The organism is Hydrotalea lipotrueae (assembly GCF_019249625.1).
In the GTDB taxonomy this organism is placed as follows: Bacteria; Bacteroidota; Bacteroidia; order Chitinophagales; family Chitinophagaceae; genus Hydrotalea; species Hydrotalea flava.
Genome location: NZ_JAESDL010000003.1, coordinates 24,399 through 40,125, shown reverse-complemented (window position 1 = coordinate 40,125; position 15,727 = coordinate 24,399). Strand labels below are relative to the sequence as shown.

The following is a 15,727-nucleotide window of genomic DNA, read 5'->3' as shown; positions in this document are numbered from 1 at the left end:
AATAAAATGAAATTGATTGAATGTTTACACTTGTGACTGTTGTTGCTTGTATTTGAGTTGTAATTTTCTGAAAATAAACAAACAAAGCGCCAAAATAGTGATTGGTACCAATGAAAAGTAGAATGCCTGAGTACCCCCATAATATTGAAAAATATTGCCGGTAATTAAAGAGCCTGTTGTACCGCCCAATGCGGAAAAAATAATAATTAATCCAGACATAACACCTTGCTTTTCTACCGAAAGTGTACTTAAAATAACTGAATTAATGGCCGGATAAATAGGTGCAATTAATAATCCAATCATAGGGAAAATGAATGCTGCAATGGGAGCAGTAGCCCAACCGGTAATGGGTTGCCCCGTTGTTTTTTGTGCTAACGGTATGGCCACTAACACTAAAATGGTTGCCAGAATCAAACATAAAAACAGTGCTGTAAACCAATTTAATTTTTTTAGTACCAGGCCGGCTAAAAAGCGGCCCGCTGCAGTAGAGCCGGCTAAAATGCTGGCCATTTCTATACTTAGTGTGGTTGGTAATTTTAAAACCTGGCTATTAAAAGTGGGCAGCCAGCTCATAATACTTTGTTCAATTAATACATAAAAAAATGCACAGGCAATAAAAATAAGTACAATTGGAGAAACAATTAATTGAAACATTTCTCCAACACTTTTCGCTAATGAAATTTTCTGAACTTGCTGTTGTGCTTTTGATTCATCGAGTCGTGCACTCAATAATAAAATAAAAGCAAATGTAGTGCAGGCCCCCAACCAAACATACACTTTCAGCCAGGCGGTAGAATGTGGATCTTTATCGTTTACAAAATAGCTGAATATAAAATAGCCTGCTAAAATACCCACCATAAAAAATGATTCTACAAAATTCATGAGGCTGATATGTTCTTTTTCAGAGCGAGTAACTAATCCAATGGTACTGTACACTGATATTTTAATTAATGCAAAACTGGAACCTATAGCCGCAAATAAAAGCTTGGTGGCAAAAAAGCTATTGGTATAAGGCATTGAAAAACACACCAATGAAATAAATGCAAGTGCAATGAGCATCGATTTTTTATAGCCTATTTTAGTAATAAAAGAAGATATAATAAATGAAACGATGGCAATACTTAAATCTTTAAAGGGCTCCAAAACGGCTGCAGCGCTTTGTGTTACACCATAATTATTTTGAACTTGCAGGATAACCGTGCCTACACTATTTAATAAAATAGCAAACACGAAATAATTAATGAATATCGAGAGTTTAATTCTCCATTGATACATGGCAGATCGTTTAAGATGAAGTTTAAAGGTTGAATTTAATTACTTATTGGCATACCGGGATACAAAAAAAATCAGAAATACAAAACCGAATTGATTCCGCCCTCGTAACTATTGTACAAAACATTTAAAAACAAATACAAAAAACACTATGAAAAGAATTTTTTTAATGATGACAGCGGCTTTGGTAATGAATGCAACTATGGCTCAAAAAGAAAAAACCGTTGAAGTTGGCGGAGCGCCAATGTATCCCAGTAAAAACATTGTGCAAAATGCAGTAAACTCAAAAGATCATACCACACTGGTAGCTGCAGTTAAAGCCGCCGGATTGGTTGAAACTTTACAAAGTGCCGGTCCGTTTACGGTTTTTGCACCCACCAATGAAGCCTTCGATAAATTACCAGCTGGAACTGTTGATAATTTGGTAAAACCGGAAAACAAGGCTTTATTAACTAAAATTTTGACTTATCATGTAGTGGCAGGAAAATACAATGCCAAAGACATTGCGAAATTAATTAAAGAAGGCCATGGTAAAGCAACTTTAAAAACAGTAGAGGGTGGTACATTAACCGCTACTATAGAAGGTAAAAAACTAGTATTAACCGATGCCAAAGGAGGTAAAAGCTATGTTACTATTGCCGATGTAAATCAAAGTAACGGAGTAATACATGTAATTGATACCGTATTAATGCCAGGTGCATAAAAATGAAGGAGGGGGAATACTTTAGAATCTAATATCCAATATAATTCAGCATCCAATACTTTTAAAAAACCAAAAATCCAATACAACCTTTTAAAAACAATCAGGGTAACAGGAAACAGAGAGACGTATCAGTAATAGGATCGTCTCTCTGTATTTCAAATACTAGCGAAGCATATCTTTTATTTCGTTCAACTTCATCAGCGCCTCAACCGGCGTAAGTCGGTTAATATCAATGGCAGCCAGCATTTTACGAATATTTTCAAAAGTTTCGGTATGTGCATCAAAAATAGATAACTGAACTTGTGGCGCTTTTATCAATTTTCCTGATTTTATTTTCGGCAAATGTGTTGTTGTATCAGGTTCATCATCATTATGTTGATGTTGTAATTCTTTTCCTTCCAATTGCAGTAAAATTTGGTTGGCCCGTTCAATTAATTCAGGCGGCATGCCAGCCATTTTAGCAACATGAATACCAAAACTATGTGTGCTGCCACCCGGCGCCAGTTTTCGCAGAAAAATAACTTTATTACTTGTTTCTTTATTAGTAATATGAAAATTTTTTACCCGCAACAATTGGTTTTCCAGTGCATTTAATTCGTGGTAATGGGTAGCAAATAATGTTTTTGGCGTAAATGGCGAATCGTGCAAGTATTCTACCATACTCCATGCAATGGAAATACCATCATAAGTTGAGGTGCCTCTTCCTATTTCATCTAATAAAATTAAACTCCGTTCCGAAAGGTTGTTAATAATGCTGGCTGTTTCATTCATTTCTACCATAAAAGTAGATTCACCTCCACTTAAATTATCGCTGGCACCAACACGGGTAAAAATTTTATCGGTTAATGGAATAGAGGCATTTGCAGCAGGTACAAAACTGCCCATGTGAGCCATGAGCGTAATTAAGGCAGTTTGACGTAATATGGCGCTTTTACCACTCATGTTTGGTCCGGTTAAAATAATAATTTGCTGGGTTAAAGGATCCAATGAAATATCATTAGCAATATATGCTTCACCTGAAGGCATATTTCGTTCAATGACCGGATGCCGGCTTTCTTTTAAATGCAATGCTAACCCATCGTGTATTTCAGGTTTTCTGTATTCAAATTTCAATGCATTTTCAGCGAAACAAATTAAACAATCCATAATGGCTAACGTACTGCCATTTACCTGTATGGGTGCAATATAATCTTGCAGCGCAGTTAACAGTGCATCATATAGACCGGACTCTAGTGCAAGAATTTTTTCTTCAGCACCCATTATTTTTTCTTCATATTCTTTTAACTCAGGCGTGATGTATCGCTCAGCATTGGTTAAAGTTTGCTTCCTTATCCAGTGTGTGGGTACTTTATTTTTATGAGCGTTGGTAACTTCCAGGTAATAACCAAATACATTGTTGAAACTAATCTTCAATGATGTTATTCCGGTGGCTTCGGATTCTTTTTGTTGGATATTGAGTAAGTATGATTTACCTCCTGAAGCAATTTTTCTTAATTCATCTAAGTTTGCATCCACCCCAACTTGTATAACATCTCCTTTCTGTGCAGAAACCGGGGGTGGATCTTTTAGCTCTTTAATAATTTTTTCTGTAATTACGCTGCAATTGTTTAACGCATCAGATAAACGTTGTAAATAAATATTGTTACAATTGGCAAATGCGCTTTTTATGGCAGCGGTTTGCTGTAATCCCTTGGCAATTTGCAATACTTCGCGGGGATTAATTTTTTTTGTGGGAATTTTACTCAGTAAGCGTTCAATATCACCACACTGCTTAATGGCATGGGCAGTTTTGCTGCGTAATTCAGGTTCCTTAATTAAATAAGCAACCGCATCTAACCTTTCCTGAATCGCAATTTTATTTTTAAGTGGAAAAACCATCCAGCGTTGCAATAAACGGGCGCCCATTGGGCTTACGGTATTGTCTAAAATTTGTAATAGTCCGTTTCCTTCACCATATCCACTGCCCAATAATTCCAAGTTGCGTATGGTGAAACGGTCCATCCATAAAAAATCATCTTTTTCTATACGTTTTATAGCAGTTATATGTTGTAAGTTGGGGTGTTCTGTTTCTTTCAGATAATGCAGAATTGCACCGGCTGCTACAATGCCTGCTCTTAAATGCTCAATACCAAAACCTTTTAATGAATGCGATTGAAAATGCTTGAGCAAGCTTTCATTGGCAAACAATTCATCAAAAATCCATGATTCTAGCGTGTAGGTATAAAACTTGTTACCAAATAATTCTTTGAATTGTTTTTGGTGGTTGCGTTGAAAGATTACCTCTGCCGGTTTTAAACTTTGCAGTAATTTATCAGCATATTCTATATTGCCTTCTGCAATAAAAAACTCACCGGTTGAGATATCTAAAAAAGCAATTCCTGTAATAGTTTCTGTAAAATGAACAGCAGCTAAAAAATTATTGCTGTTATGTTCCAGTAATTTATCATTGGTGGCAATACCCGGGGTAACCAATTCGGTTACACCTCTTTTTACAATGCCTTTGGCCTGTTTTGGATCTTCTAACTGGTCGCAAATGGCCACCCGATAGCCGGCTTTTACTAATTTGTGTAAATATGTTTCTAAGGCATGGTGCGGGAAACCGGCCAGCTCAGATGCAGCAGCAGCGCCATTATTTCTCTTGGTTAGGGTAATACCTAAAACGGATGATGCAACAATAGCATCGGCACCAAAAGTTTCATAAAAATCGCCTACCCGAAATAACAGAATGGCATCAGGGTATTTTTGCTTGATTGCATTATGCTGTTGCATTAAGGGGGTTTCTGAAACTGATTTTTGCATGGCAACAAATATAATTATTGCTGCAAAGCTTACCCATTCCTTTTTTTAAAGGGGAAAATTTAGTTTGAATGGTAACTTTTACCGGAACAATTACAAGTTTTAGTATCTTGACCGCGCTAATGAAACAACTACAATTCCTTCTTTTTTTGCTATTATGCAGTATGGGTTTGTTTGCCCAAACATTGGGTGGAAATACTGTATATAATTTTGTTACACAGCCTAATACAGCCCAATTGTCTGCATTGGGAGGGGTAAATATTTCCAATATTAGCAATGATGTGGGTATGGCTTTTCAAAATCCGGCTCTGCTAAGGCCTGCTATGCAACAGCAACTCAATACTGCTTTCAATAATTTTATTGCAGGTATTAAAAATTATAGCTTAACCACTGCATGGTATTTGAATCAATCAAAAACCAATGTAGCCATTGGTATTAATTATTTTGATTATGGCATTTTAACTCAAACAGATGCTTCCGGCAATGTTTTCGGAACATTCAAACCTGTAGATTATGTGGCGCAGCTCCTATTTTCGCATGCTTATCACAACAATTGGTGGGTGGGTAGTACTTTTAAATTCATGAATAGCCAGTATGCCCAATATAAAAGCAGCGGAATAGCAATAGATATTGGATTAAATTATTATGATTCCGCTCGGGGTTTTCAGGCCGGATTGGTTGTTAAAAATATGGGATCACAATTAAAAACTTATACCAATGGCATAAGAGAAGAATTGCCTTTTGATGTGCAAATGGGCTTTACCAAAAGATTAGAAAAGGCACCTTTGCAATTTTCCTTAACTGCGCATCATTTGCAAACCTTTAATACCTTGTATAATGATACTGCTTTTAATGCAGCTTATAGTAATACAAGCAATAATGCTAATTTTATAAATCAATTGGTAACCCATTTGGTTGCTTCTGTACAATTGTTGATTGATCATAAAGTAGAAGTTACAGCAGGCTATAATTTTTTACGCCGCCACGATTTAAATGCTTATACTACGGCCAATGGTTTAAATGGATTTACGTTGGGTGCAGGTGTGCTATTTAAAAAAATACACATTCGTTATGCAACCGGTTTTTATCAGCAAAACATGTTTCACCAGGTTAGTTTAAATTTTAACTGGAAGGGTGATGGCCTTTAGAATAAATGAATTGTTGAACCGCTATACCATTTCACTCAAATGTTGTTTTTCTTCTTTAAAAGATTCTCTTGGTACCAAGCCCAGTAATTCAAACATAGCATTGTCTTCTTCAAAACTGGGGTTGGGAGTGGTTAACAATTTATCTCCGGCAAAAATTGAGTTGGCCCCTGCCAGAAAGCATAGTGCTTGCTCTGCAATAGTCATACTGGTTCTTCCGGCACTCAGGCGTACCATGGTTGCAGGCATAATAATTCTTGCTGTGGCAATCATTCTCACCATATCCCATACATCTACTTTTTTATTATGTGCCAAAGGGGTTCCGGCAATGGGTACCAGTGCATTAATGGGTACACTTTCCGGGTGTTGGGGCATTGTTGCCAGTGTATGTAGCATTTTTATTCTGTCTTCATGTGTTTCGCCTAATCCAATAATACCGCCGCAACAAACCGTAACACCAGCTTTTCTTACATTTTCTAAAGTATTTAATCTGTCGTTGTATGTTCTGGTAGTAATGATTTCGTGATAGTGTTCCTCACTGGTATCTAAATTATGGTTGTAGGCATATAAACCGGCATCTGCTAATTTTTTTGCCTGATCTTCAGTCAGCATACCCAGTGTACAGCAAACTTCCATGCCCATTTCATTTACGCCTTTTACCATTTCCAATACCCGGTCAAAATCTCTGTTATCGCGTACTTCACGCCAGGCTGCACCCATACAAAAACGGGTACTGCCTGCATCTTTTGCTTTTTTTGCATAAGCCAGTACTTCTTCTTTTTGCATTAAAGCCTGAACATTTACATCGGTATTATAACGTGCTGCCTGTGGGCAATAGGCACAATCTTCGGTACAACCTCCGGTTTTAATACTCAGTAAAGTACAAACCTGTACTTCTGCAGTGTTATTGTATTTTTTATGCAGGGTTGCTGCATTGAATATTAATTCCAATAAAGGTGAGCGGTATATATTTTCAATTTCTAAAAGGGTCCAGTTACTTTTGATATCTGTTTCCATATAATTGATTTCTACTTTTTCAGCGACAAATATAGGAATACCTGTAAAACTTTGCGATTAATCCGGTTGAGGTGCCGCTAAAAAGAAATAAACTTTTTCATGAATGAAAAAATGGTTGAATTGGGCATAAGTAAGTGGTTCTTTTTGCTGTAGCCATCCGCTTAAAGTAAAAATGTTATAGCGCAGTGTTTGGTTAAATAAGGTAAACATTTTTCTGGAAGGAATACCATATACACCGGCACCGGTTTTGCCAAATTCAAACAAAACTATGGGCTTACAGCGTTGTATGGTTTGCATAGCTCCTTCTAATACTAAAAACTCTGCCCCTTCCACATCTATTTTAATTAGCTGTATTTGGATGGATGAAGGAATAACTGCATCTAACGTATTTAAGTTAACAGGTATGTAGTCATCTAATTCAGGCCGGTCATAAGGCCTTTTTCGTATACTACTGTATGCCATATTGGTTGTAACCAGATTAAACGTTGATATGCCTGTACTATTACTTAATGCATAAGGATACACTTTTACTTTTTCATTAAATTTTTTTTCTAAATGTTTAAACAATTGTGGGATGGGCTCAAAAGCATAGTGTTGTTGGCGGGGTGATGCCGCTACCATCATTGCTGTAATTTTTCCTTTGTGAGCACCTACATCTGCACCAATGCCTTCATTTTGTAAAACTTTTTTTATAACGCGATGGGTTTGACGATCTATTTGTTCATTCTTTGTGAGTGCAATGGGAGCATGCAGTACGCATTGTTTCAACAAATTTCTGATGAAGCGGTAAACTGTCAATCTGTTATGTTTTTGTGTTGAATATAGTTTCTCCATTTTTCAATTACCTGTGTCATATCGGTCGGTAAATCAGATTCAAATAATACCTCTTTGCCCGTAACCGGATGCACAAAGCCCAGCGTTTTTGCGTGTAATGCACATCTGTTACAAACAGTAAAACAATTTTCAACAAATTGTTTGTAACGGGTGTAAATGGTTCCCTTTAAAATTTTATCGCCACCATATTCAAAATCATTAAACAGGGTATGGCCTAAATATTTCATATGTACCCTTATTTGGTGGGTTCTTCCGGTTTCTAACACACATTCAATTAATGTTACATAATTAAATCGTTCCAACACACGGTAATGCGTAATGGCATGCTTGCCAATTTCACCATCGGGATATGCGGCAAACATTTTTCTATATTGCTGGTGCCGGGCAATATGTGCATCAATGGTACCTTCATCTGCTTCTATATTTCCCCACACCAATGCCACATATTTTCGTTTAACGGTATGATGAAAAAATTGTTTGGCCAAATGTGCGGCTGCATCGGCAGTTTTAGCCAACACAATTAAACCGGTTGTATTTTTATCAATACGATGTACCAGGCCATAACGCGGCAATTCATCTTCATTTAAAGCAGCGTTTTGTTGCAGTAAATGATATTTTACACCATTCAGTAATGTGCCGGTATAATTACCTATTCCCGGATGCACCACCATATTGGCTGTTTTATTAATGACCATAATGGCATCATCTTCAAATACTATGTTTAAAGGAATGGGTTCAGCTTTAACTTCGGTATATTCAGGATTATTGAAACTGAGTAATACAATTTCATCGCCGGGTTTAATTCTGTAATTGCTCTTTACAATTTTTCCATTTACAGTTAAGAAACCTGCTTCAATACCTTTCTGAATTTTGTTGCGTGTGGCATTTTCCAATCGCATTTGTAACCATTTGTCAATACGAATGGGTTCCTGATTTTTATCAATTGAAAACGCTTTGCGTTCATAAAGGTTTTCATTGTTTTCTTCAGCAGGTATTTGAATGTATTCCATATTCATTATTGCAAATATAGGTGCAGGCCATAAAACTGTATTATTTTCACCGGCCTGCTTTTGTAACTTTGCCAAATTACTTTGAAGAAATACTTTGAAAAGTGCTGCTGAAATTTATATTCAATTCTAATTTATACAGTTATGGAGCGGTTGGTTTATTTTGAAGATTTAGGTTTAAAAGATTATAAAAGTGTATGGGATTTTCAGGAGCAACTGCTTGCAGCCAATGTAGCCTTAAAATCGAATGAGGCTACCCGGAAACAAACCAAAAATTATTTGCTTTTTGTTGAACATACACCCGTTTATACATTGGGTAAAAGCGGAAAACGCGAACATATTTTGATTTCAGAAGCTGAAATGAAGGGAAAAAGTATTGATTTTTTTCATATTAACAGAGGCGGTGATATTACTTTTCATGGTCCGCAACAAATTGTTGGTTATCCTATTCTTGATTTAGATAAATTTAAAACCGATTTAGGCTGGTACCTGCGCAGTTTGGAAGAAGTCATCATTCAAACATTGGCAATTTATGGTATAAAAGGCAGCCGCAGTAAGGGCGAAACCGGTGTTTGGATTGATCCGGATAAAAAAGGTTTTGAACGTAAAATTTGTGCCATGGGTATTAAATGCAGCAGGTGGATTACCATGCACGGTTTTGCTTTCAACATCAATACCGATTTAAATTATTTCAACAATATTATACCCTGTGGTATTCAAAATAAACAGGTTACTTCGCTGCAAAAAGAGTTGGGAATGTTTATCCCCATGGATGAGGTAAAACAACACGTAAAAGAAAACTTTGCAAAGGTGTTTGAGGTGGAATGGGCAGTTTAAAAATCTTTTTCGATATAAAACTTGTTTTTTTCTTGCAGGTGGTGGTCTTCATACAATTCAAAATAAAACCAGCCTGCATGTAAAAAATTAGATTTATCTACCACCAGATAGGGATCTTTTATTCCATTCATCTGAAATACAAATTCATTCTTGTCATTAAAAAATTTTACACTGTAATCATGTATTTTTGTATTGGGTAAAGCAATGGTTACATAGCCTTTATTATTGGTAAAAACAAATATAGATGGCTTCCACACCATTTTGGGGATATACCTTTTTAATATAATTTCATTCTCTGCTACTATACTTAATGTGTCTTTGGTTTTTGTAGTAATAGAATCTTTAAAATGCCTGTAATCTTTGGGTTCCAGCATATACAACAACGAATCACGCTCTTTATTAAAGATGCGGAACATGATAATCGTTTCATTATTTTGTAAAGGCTGACCCGGTAATAAAATCTGGTTATTTTTTTGGGCATCTGCCATAACTCTTAAATTATCCGCCGATTTGGAAGCAGTAAAAAAATATTTACCTCCCTGCTGTACATAAAAAATACGATAATACACTGTAACTCCCGGTGTAAACTGATTGTCTACAAATCCGTTTTGCACCAATTCTGGTGATTGGGCCGAAAAAATACTGGTAAAAAACTTTAAACTATCATAAGAGCGCTGCACAACTAATTGATTGCAATCTGGATATGGGTTGATCCAACTGATTTGATTTTTATTTTTAGTGAGCGCATGCACCGAAAAATTGGGCAAGGTATCGTTTTGCTGTGCAAGTGCAGGTAATTGACCACAAACTAGAAAAACAAAGGCAAGAAAATAAATACGTTTCATTCAGACAAATATAATGGTGATGCTGTTATGAAAACTTCAAAATATGCGGCAACAAGGATGCATTACCCTGTAAACCGCCACTATGAACAGCTACAATATTACTTCCTGAAGGAAAATAATTTTTTTCTATTAAATCGAAAACAGCCCACATGAGTTTTGCTGTATAAACTTTATCGGTAGGTAAACGGTATAATTGCCACCATTCATTCATTTGTTGCAGTAGCTGATTGTTATGTTTTGCATAGCCCCCAAAATGATAGGTATTCAACCAAACCATTTGTTTCATTTTTTCCGGTTCTTTTACCAATAGTGCAATATCCTGCTGTATATTTTCGGCGCCTTTTAAAACGGGAATTCCTAAAATAGTTTGGTGTGGTACTGCACCCTTTAGCAATCCTGCCAGCATGGTACCTGTGCCAACAGCCCCGGTAATATGGGTGGTTTGCGAAGGAATAAACCGGTGTATGGTTGCTGCACCTGCTGCACCCGGTTCACCATAACCGCCTTCCTGCACCCAATAATAACCGGATTGATGAAATTGCTGCTGTAGCAGGGTTTTATTCCGATAATCTGTTCTGCTTATAAAATGCAATTCCATACCGGCATTGGCAGCAGCTTTCAGTGTAGGGGTAATTTTTTCTTCACCTCTTATAAAACCAATACAAGGCATGCCTGCCATTTTACAGGCTACAGCTGTTGCTAAAATATGATTGGAATATGCACCCCCAAAAGTAGCAATGCGACTGCCGTTTTGCTGAATGGCTTCATTTAAATAAAATTGTAATTTAAACCATTTGTTACCACTTACTTCCGGATGAATAACATCTAATCGCAAAACAGCGAGTGTTATGTTTTGATTAACAGCTGCATAAGTTAGTGGAATGGCTTGCAAATAGGGCATTTTATCAAAAGGTAATGTAAACATGCAGCATGTGTTTGTAATAAAACTATTGGATGTTTTAAACTTATCTTTTAGCTTCGCAAAGATTCAAATTTACAATTATGCAACCAACACTCGTTATTCTAGCAGCAGGTATGGCCAGCAGGTATGGTTCTATGAAACAAACAGAAGCTTTTGGTCCCGGTGGCGAAACCATTATGGAATATTCTATTTTTGATGCCATTAGAAGTGGGTTTTCGAAAGTAGTTTTTATAATTCGTGAAGAATTTGCGGATGCCTTTAAAGCACAATTTGAGCCCCGTTTAAATGGTAAAATTGAAATAGATTATGTGTACCAGCGCATACATGATTTTGTGGGAAGCCACACTGTTCCTTCTGATAGGGTAAAACCCTGGGGTACAGCCCATGCATTATTATGCTGTAAAGGGAAAATAACTGAACCATTTGCCATCATCAATGCAGATGATTTTTATGGAAGAGAAGCTTTTGAAAAAGCTGCTAAATTTTTGCAGCAGGAATGCAATGAAACAACTTATGCCATTATGGGTTATGAATTATCGAAAACACTGAGTGGCAATGGAAGTGTAAGCCGCGGTGTTTGTTCTGTAAATGAAGCACAACAATTGGTGAATATCAGGGAAAGAACAAAAATTTATAGAGATCATACATCCGGAAAAATTATATTTGAAGAGGAAAACGGGAATGGTACTTTGCCAGATAATACCCTTGTCAGTATGAATTTCTTCGGTTTTCATCCCAACATTATTGCGCTGGCAGAAAAATTGTTTGGTGAATTTCTCGATAAGCATATCAAAAATATTAAATCAGAATTTTTTATTCCTTTAGTGGTTGATGAATTTGTGAAAAGAAATTTAGGCGTGGTAAAAGTATTGCCTACATCTGCCCAATGGTTTGGGGTTACTTATAAAGAAGATGCGCCGGAAGTGAAAAAAAGCATTGAAGCATTGGTACAAACCGGAGTATATCCTGAATATTTATGGAAATAATGGTTTTATTTGAAAAGGAAAAAGCCACCCGATTTAATGAGGTGGCTTTTTTAATGTTATAAAACTTTGCTTAGTTATTATAAGCCTTCACCAAAAACACACAATCTTCCATTTTCTTCACCTGTTCTTCTCTGTTGTTATTGGCAATATATGATTTTAAGGGGAGTTTAATTTTTGTGATATTTTTTTCCGAATCATTGTTGTTTAAGTGGTTCACTAAGCTGTAAATATTTTTGCTTTTGATAGCAAAAGTAATACCATCGGCATGGGTTTGGCGTGTACTTAAAATACCAATTACTTCACCTTTTTTGTTTAAAACCGGGCCTCCGCTATTACCGGGATTAGAATTCATTTGAATTTGTGTACTTAAAGTATCTCCATCAAAACCTGTTTTTGCACTTAAATAACCCTGCGTGTAAACAATTTCATTTCGGGGATAGCCCAGCGTAAAAATTTCTTCTCCTAAATCGCCGGTTTTTTTAGCAATGCTGTAAGGTAAATATTTTAATGGCTGATAATCTTTGTCATTAATCTTTAAAATTGCCAAATCAACGGCAGGGTTTATGTTAACAATACTGGCGGTAAATTCCTGTCCCTTATTATTTACCACAATAGCGCCTGAGCCTCTTAATACGTGTGCATTGGTAACCAGATATCCTTTGGTATCAATTAAAAAACCCGTACCACCACTAATTAAACGGGCATTTTCGGGTAATTTACTTTTTACTTCGTTAATTAAAGAGCCTTGCACCTGTTGGTTGCGTTTAATTACCTCAATGTCTTTACTCAACTGTTGCAATTGGCTTACATTCACTGCCGGACTAAAATAAGCAAACATAGCACTGGTTATAATGGCAATGGCACCGGCAACGCTTGCAGCTATGGCTGTAACTTTTTTGTACCTGTTCCATAACATTACAATTTTGCCTTTGGTATGAATAGCCGAGCCTTCATTAATTTCACCTTTTTCCATCAGTTTTTGATGGCTTTGGTGCAATGCCTGTTTAAATTGCTGGCGATCGGCAAATGCATCCATTTGTGCTAAAAACATGCTATGCTCTACCACCATTTGGTCAATTTCGGGCGTGTTTTTTCGCAACTGCTCAAAATAAGCTTTCTCTGCAGGTAACATGGTACCGTCTAAGTAACGCTCAATTGCTTGTATTAAAAGAATGTCTTCCATTGTATTTATTCTCCAATATTATATTGTGCAAAGAATAGTTTTTTCAATCGGGTTAAACATTTATACTTCTGGTTTTTGGCATTATCTGCATTGGTGTACCCAAACGATTTGGCCAGTTCCTGCATATCTAATTTTTTCAAATAATAGCCTTCCAATAAACTTTTACAGGGTTCACCTAAACTATTGAGTGCTCTTTCCATTATTGCAAACTCGGCGTTGCGTTTTTCATGAATCTCAAGGTCATCTTCCACCTGAACAGTCTCTTCAAAGCCATCAATTTGTTGAACAAATCTGCCCATTTGTTGTAATCGTTTAAGCCATAATCTCCTGCATATGGAATATACATACGTGTTAATTTTAGAGGTTAAAACAAATGATTCGCTTTTTGCTTTTTCATATAGCGCAATCATAGCTTCCTGAAAAATATCTCTGGCATCATCGTAAGTACCATTGTTATTAAGAATAAAAGACTGTACCATATTAAAGTTTTTTTTATATATGGTTTCAATAGCTCTGGTATCGTTGCTTGCCAAACCTTTCAGTAATTCCTGTTCGTTAAACTCAGCTTTCACGCGATGTACTTTTAATACTTGAAGGAGGGTAAAAGTAACCCAAAAATTACTTAAAATATTATTTCAAAAAAAATCTTGTGGCAGGGTTACCTTTTATTGCAGTGTGGTATTAATAGAAAATTCATTCACAAAAAAAGCTCACAACAATGAAAAAATTATTAGCCGTTTTAGCAGTAGCCGGTGTTATGGCAGCCTGCAACAATGCAAAATCTGATGAAGCAAAAACTGATTCAACAACTGCCGTTAAGGTAGATACTGCTACTGCAAAAGTAGATACTGCTACTGCAAAAGTAGATACTACTGCTGCAAAAGTAGATAGCGCTGCTAAAAAATAATTGCAATAAGCAAGTATACTTATTTCAAAAGGCGGCTTGCAGTCGAAGTAAAGTATAGAAGAGTTTTTCATATGGCAAGCAATCGTTAGAGGCCGTTCCGTTTCCACGGAAGGGCTTTTTTCTTTCGGTAAAGTCAATATTTTTAACAATTTGTACCCTTTTTTAGATCATTTCATATCAGTACCTCATGTAATATAATTAGTATATAAATTATAAATAATTAAAAACTAAAGCATGTTAGTTTTTAAAAATATTTAAAATTTTTTTTGTGGTGATTTTTGAATGCCTTATTTTTGAGGCATTATGAAACAAATTACAGCAAATACCGGTTTCTGTTTTTTCTTTTATTACTACTTTATTCAATAGTAGCCGGGTGTAATTTGCCAATGTTTAATTTTAAAACAACCAATATAACACCCGGCCTAAAGCCGGGATTTTTTATTTTATGAAAAAAAAAATAGCAATTCAGGGTTATGAAGGCAGTTTTCATCACATGGCTGCCATCGAATACTTCGGTAAAAATGTAGAAATTATAGCATGTGCTACATTTAAAGATCTGGTAAAAATAGCCGGCACCAAAAAGGAAAGTAATGGTGGTATAATGGCTATTGAAAATTCTATTGTGGGTAGCATATTACCCAATTACGGATTATTGCAGAAAGGTAATCTGCAAATTACTGGAGAAGTGTATTTGCCGGTTAAGCAACACCTTATGGTTGATCCGGGTGTTCGGATAGAAGATATTAAAGAAGTGCATTCACATCCCATGGCTATTCAGCAATGTTTGGAGTTTTTAGAAAAACATAACTGGAAATTGGTTGAAACGGAAGATACTGCATTAAGCGCACAGATTTTAAGTACACAACATAAAAAAGCGATTGCAGCTATTGCCAGTTCATTGGCAGCAGAATTGTATGAATTGGATATCATTGCCCCCAATATTCAAACACAGAAAAATAATTACACCCGTTTCCTGGTAGTAGAACGTACAGAGGATGCAACCGAGGCTGCCGATGCAAACAAAGCAACCGTTCACTTTGCAACCGATCATACAAAAGGAAGTCTGGCTAAAGTGCTCACCATTATTGCCGATAATGGCATCAATTTAAGTAAGCTGCAAAGTATGCCTATTGCCGGTACTAATTTTAAGTACAGCTTTTATGCTGACATGGAATTTGAAAATGTAAACGAATTGAATAAAGTATTAAAGCTTTTGAAGCCTCATATCGATATGTTTAAAAATTTCGGTATTTATAAAAACGGAAATATTTAA

General features: G+C 36.1%; 15 protein-coding genes. 6 read left to right on the top strand and 9 right to left on the bottom strand.

The features are described from left to right. Positions 1 to 24: 24 nt before the first annotated feature. A complete protein-coding gene (locus JK139_RS03285) occupies positions 25 to 1,275 on the bottom strand; it encodes an MFS transporter (RefSeq protein WP_074420295.1) in 1,251 nt (416 codons plus the stop codon). A 148-nt stretch (positions 1,276 to 1,423) separates the two neighbouring features. Between JK139_RS03285 and JK139_RS03280 the strand changes: the two genes are divergently transcribed. After that, positions 1,424 to 1,975 (top strand): fasciclin domain-containing protein, encoded by a 552-nt coding sequence (locus JK139_RS03280; RefSeq protein ID WP_074420294.1) that lies wholly within the window; start codon positions 1,424 to 1,426, stop codon positions 1,973 to 1,975. A 162-nt stretch (positions 1,976 to 2,137) separates the two neighbouring features. Here JK139_RS03280 and mutS read toward each other — a convergent pair whose 3' ends face one another. Continuing rightward, positions 2,138 to 4,774, bottom strand: a complete 2,637-nt coding sequence (gene mutS, locus JK139_RS03275; RefSeq protein ID WP_218330590.1) for a DNA mismatch repair protein MutS — start codon at positions 4,772 to 4,774, stop codon at positions 2,138 to 2,140. A gap of 68 nt (positions 4,775 to 4,842) precedes the next feature. On the opposite strand from mutS, the gene porQ reads away from it, so the two are divergent. Beyond that, positions 4,843 to 5,919 (top strand): type IX secretion system protein PorQ, encoded by a 1,077-nt coding sequence (gene porQ / locus JK139_RS03270; RefSeq protein ID WP_317196290.1) that lies wholly within the window; start codon positions 4,843 to 4,845, stop codon positions 5,917 to 5,919. 21 nt (positions 5,920 to 5,940) lie between these two features. On the opposite strand, the gene bioB is transcribed toward porQ, so the two are convergent. Genes bioB through JK139_RS03255 form a run of 3 tightly spaced genes read right to left on the bottom strand, consistent with a single transcriptional unit; the run spans position 5,941 to position 8,777 of the window. Next, positions 5,941 to 6,933, bottom strand: coding sequence for a biotin synthase BioB (gene bioB, locus JK139_RS03265; protein ID WP_218330588.1), 993 nt, complete (start codon positions 6,931 to 6,933; stop codon positions 5,941 to 5,943). Between the two features lie 57 nt (positions 6,934 to 6,990). Then, positions 6,991 to 7,731: an FkbM family methyltransferase gene (locus JK139_RS03260; protein WP_179855961.1), complete on the bottom strand. Its 741-nt coding sequence runs from the start codon at positions 7,729 to 7,731 to the stop codon at positions 6,991 to 6,993. Next, complete coding sequence (locus tag JK139_RS03255; protein WP_228733099.1) at positions 7,728 to 8,777, bottom strand: RluA family pseudouridine synthase; 1,050 nt, start codon at positions 8,775 to 8,777, stop codon at positions 7,728 to 7,730. The genes JK139_RS03260 and JK139_RS03255 overlap by 4 nt, the downstream gene beginning before the upstream one ends. 141 nt (positions 8,778 to 8,918) lie before the next feature. On the opposite strand from JK139_RS03255, the gene lipB reads away from it, so the two are divergent. Continuing rightward, positions 8,919 to 9,611, top strand: coding sequence for a lipoyl(octanoyl) transferase LipB (gene lipB / locus JK139_RS03250; RefSeq protein WP_074421246.1), 693 nt, complete (start codon positions 8,919 to 8,921; stop codon positions 9,609 to 9,611). Here lipB and JK139_RS03245 read toward each other — a convergent pair. Both JK139_RS03245 and JK139_RS03240 read right to left on the bottom strand, forming a co-directional pair. Next, positions 9,608 to 10,456, bottom strand: a complete 849-nt coding sequence (locus JK139_RS03245; RefSeq protein WP_218330587.1) for a hypothetical protein — start codon at positions 10,454 to 10,456, stop codon at positions 9,608 to 9,610. The genes lipB and JK139_RS03245 overlap by 4 nt on opposite strands. A 25-nt stretch (positions 10,457 to 10,481) precedes the next feature. Next, positions 10,482 to 11,381 carry a 1-aminocyclopropane-1-carboxylate deaminase/D-cysteine desulfhydrase gene (locus tag JK139_RS03240; protein ID WP_218330586.1) on the bottom strand — a complete coding sequence of 300 codons (900 nt, stop codon included), beginning with the start codon at positions 11,379 to 11,381 and terminating at the stop codon, positions 10,482 to 10,484. 77 nt (positions 11,382 to 11,458) lie between these two features. On the opposite strand from JK139_RS03240, the gene JK139_RS03235 reads away from it, so the two are divergent. Continuing rightward, on the top strand, positions 11,459 to 12,364 hold the full coding sequence (locus JK139_RS03235) for a nucleotidyltransferase family protein (RefSeq protein ID WP_218330585.1): 906 nt from the start codon (positions 11,459 to 11,461) through the stop codon (positions 12,362 to 12,364). Between the two features lie 70 nt (positions 12,365 to 12,434). On the opposite strand, the gene JK139_RS03230 is transcribed toward JK139_RS03235, so the two are convergent. After that, positions 12,435 to 13,547: a S1C family serine protease gene (locus JK139_RS03230; RefSeq protein WP_218330584.1), complete on the bottom strand. Its 1,113-nt coding sequence runs from the start codon at positions 13,545 to 13,547 to the stop codon at positions 12,435 to 12,437. 5 nt (positions 13,548 to 13,552) lie between these two features. Beyond that, positions 13,553 to 14,119: an RNA polymerase sigma factor gene (locus tag JK139_RS03225; RefSeq protein ID WP_218330583.1), complete on the bottom strand. Its 567-nt coding sequence runs from the start codon at positions 14,117 to 14,119 to the stop codon at positions 13,553 to 13,555. Between the two features lie 146 nt (positions 14,120 to 14,265). Between JK139_RS03225 and JK139_RS03220 the strand changes: the two genes are divergently transcribed. Both JK139_RS03220 and JK139_RS03215 read left to right on the top strand, forming a co-directional pair. Continuing rightward, positions 14,266 to 14,454, top strand: a complete 189-nt coding sequence (locus JK139_RS03220) for a hypothetical protein (RefSeq protein ID WP_218330582.1) — start codon at positions 14,266 to 14,268, stop codon at positions 14,452 to 14,454. 445 nt (positions 14,455 to 14,899) lie between these two features. Next, complete coding sequence (locus JK139_RS03215; protein ID WP_218330581.1) at positions 14,900 to 15,727, top strand: prephenate dehydratase; 828 nt, start codon at positions 14,900 to 14,902, stop codon at positions 15,725 to 15,727.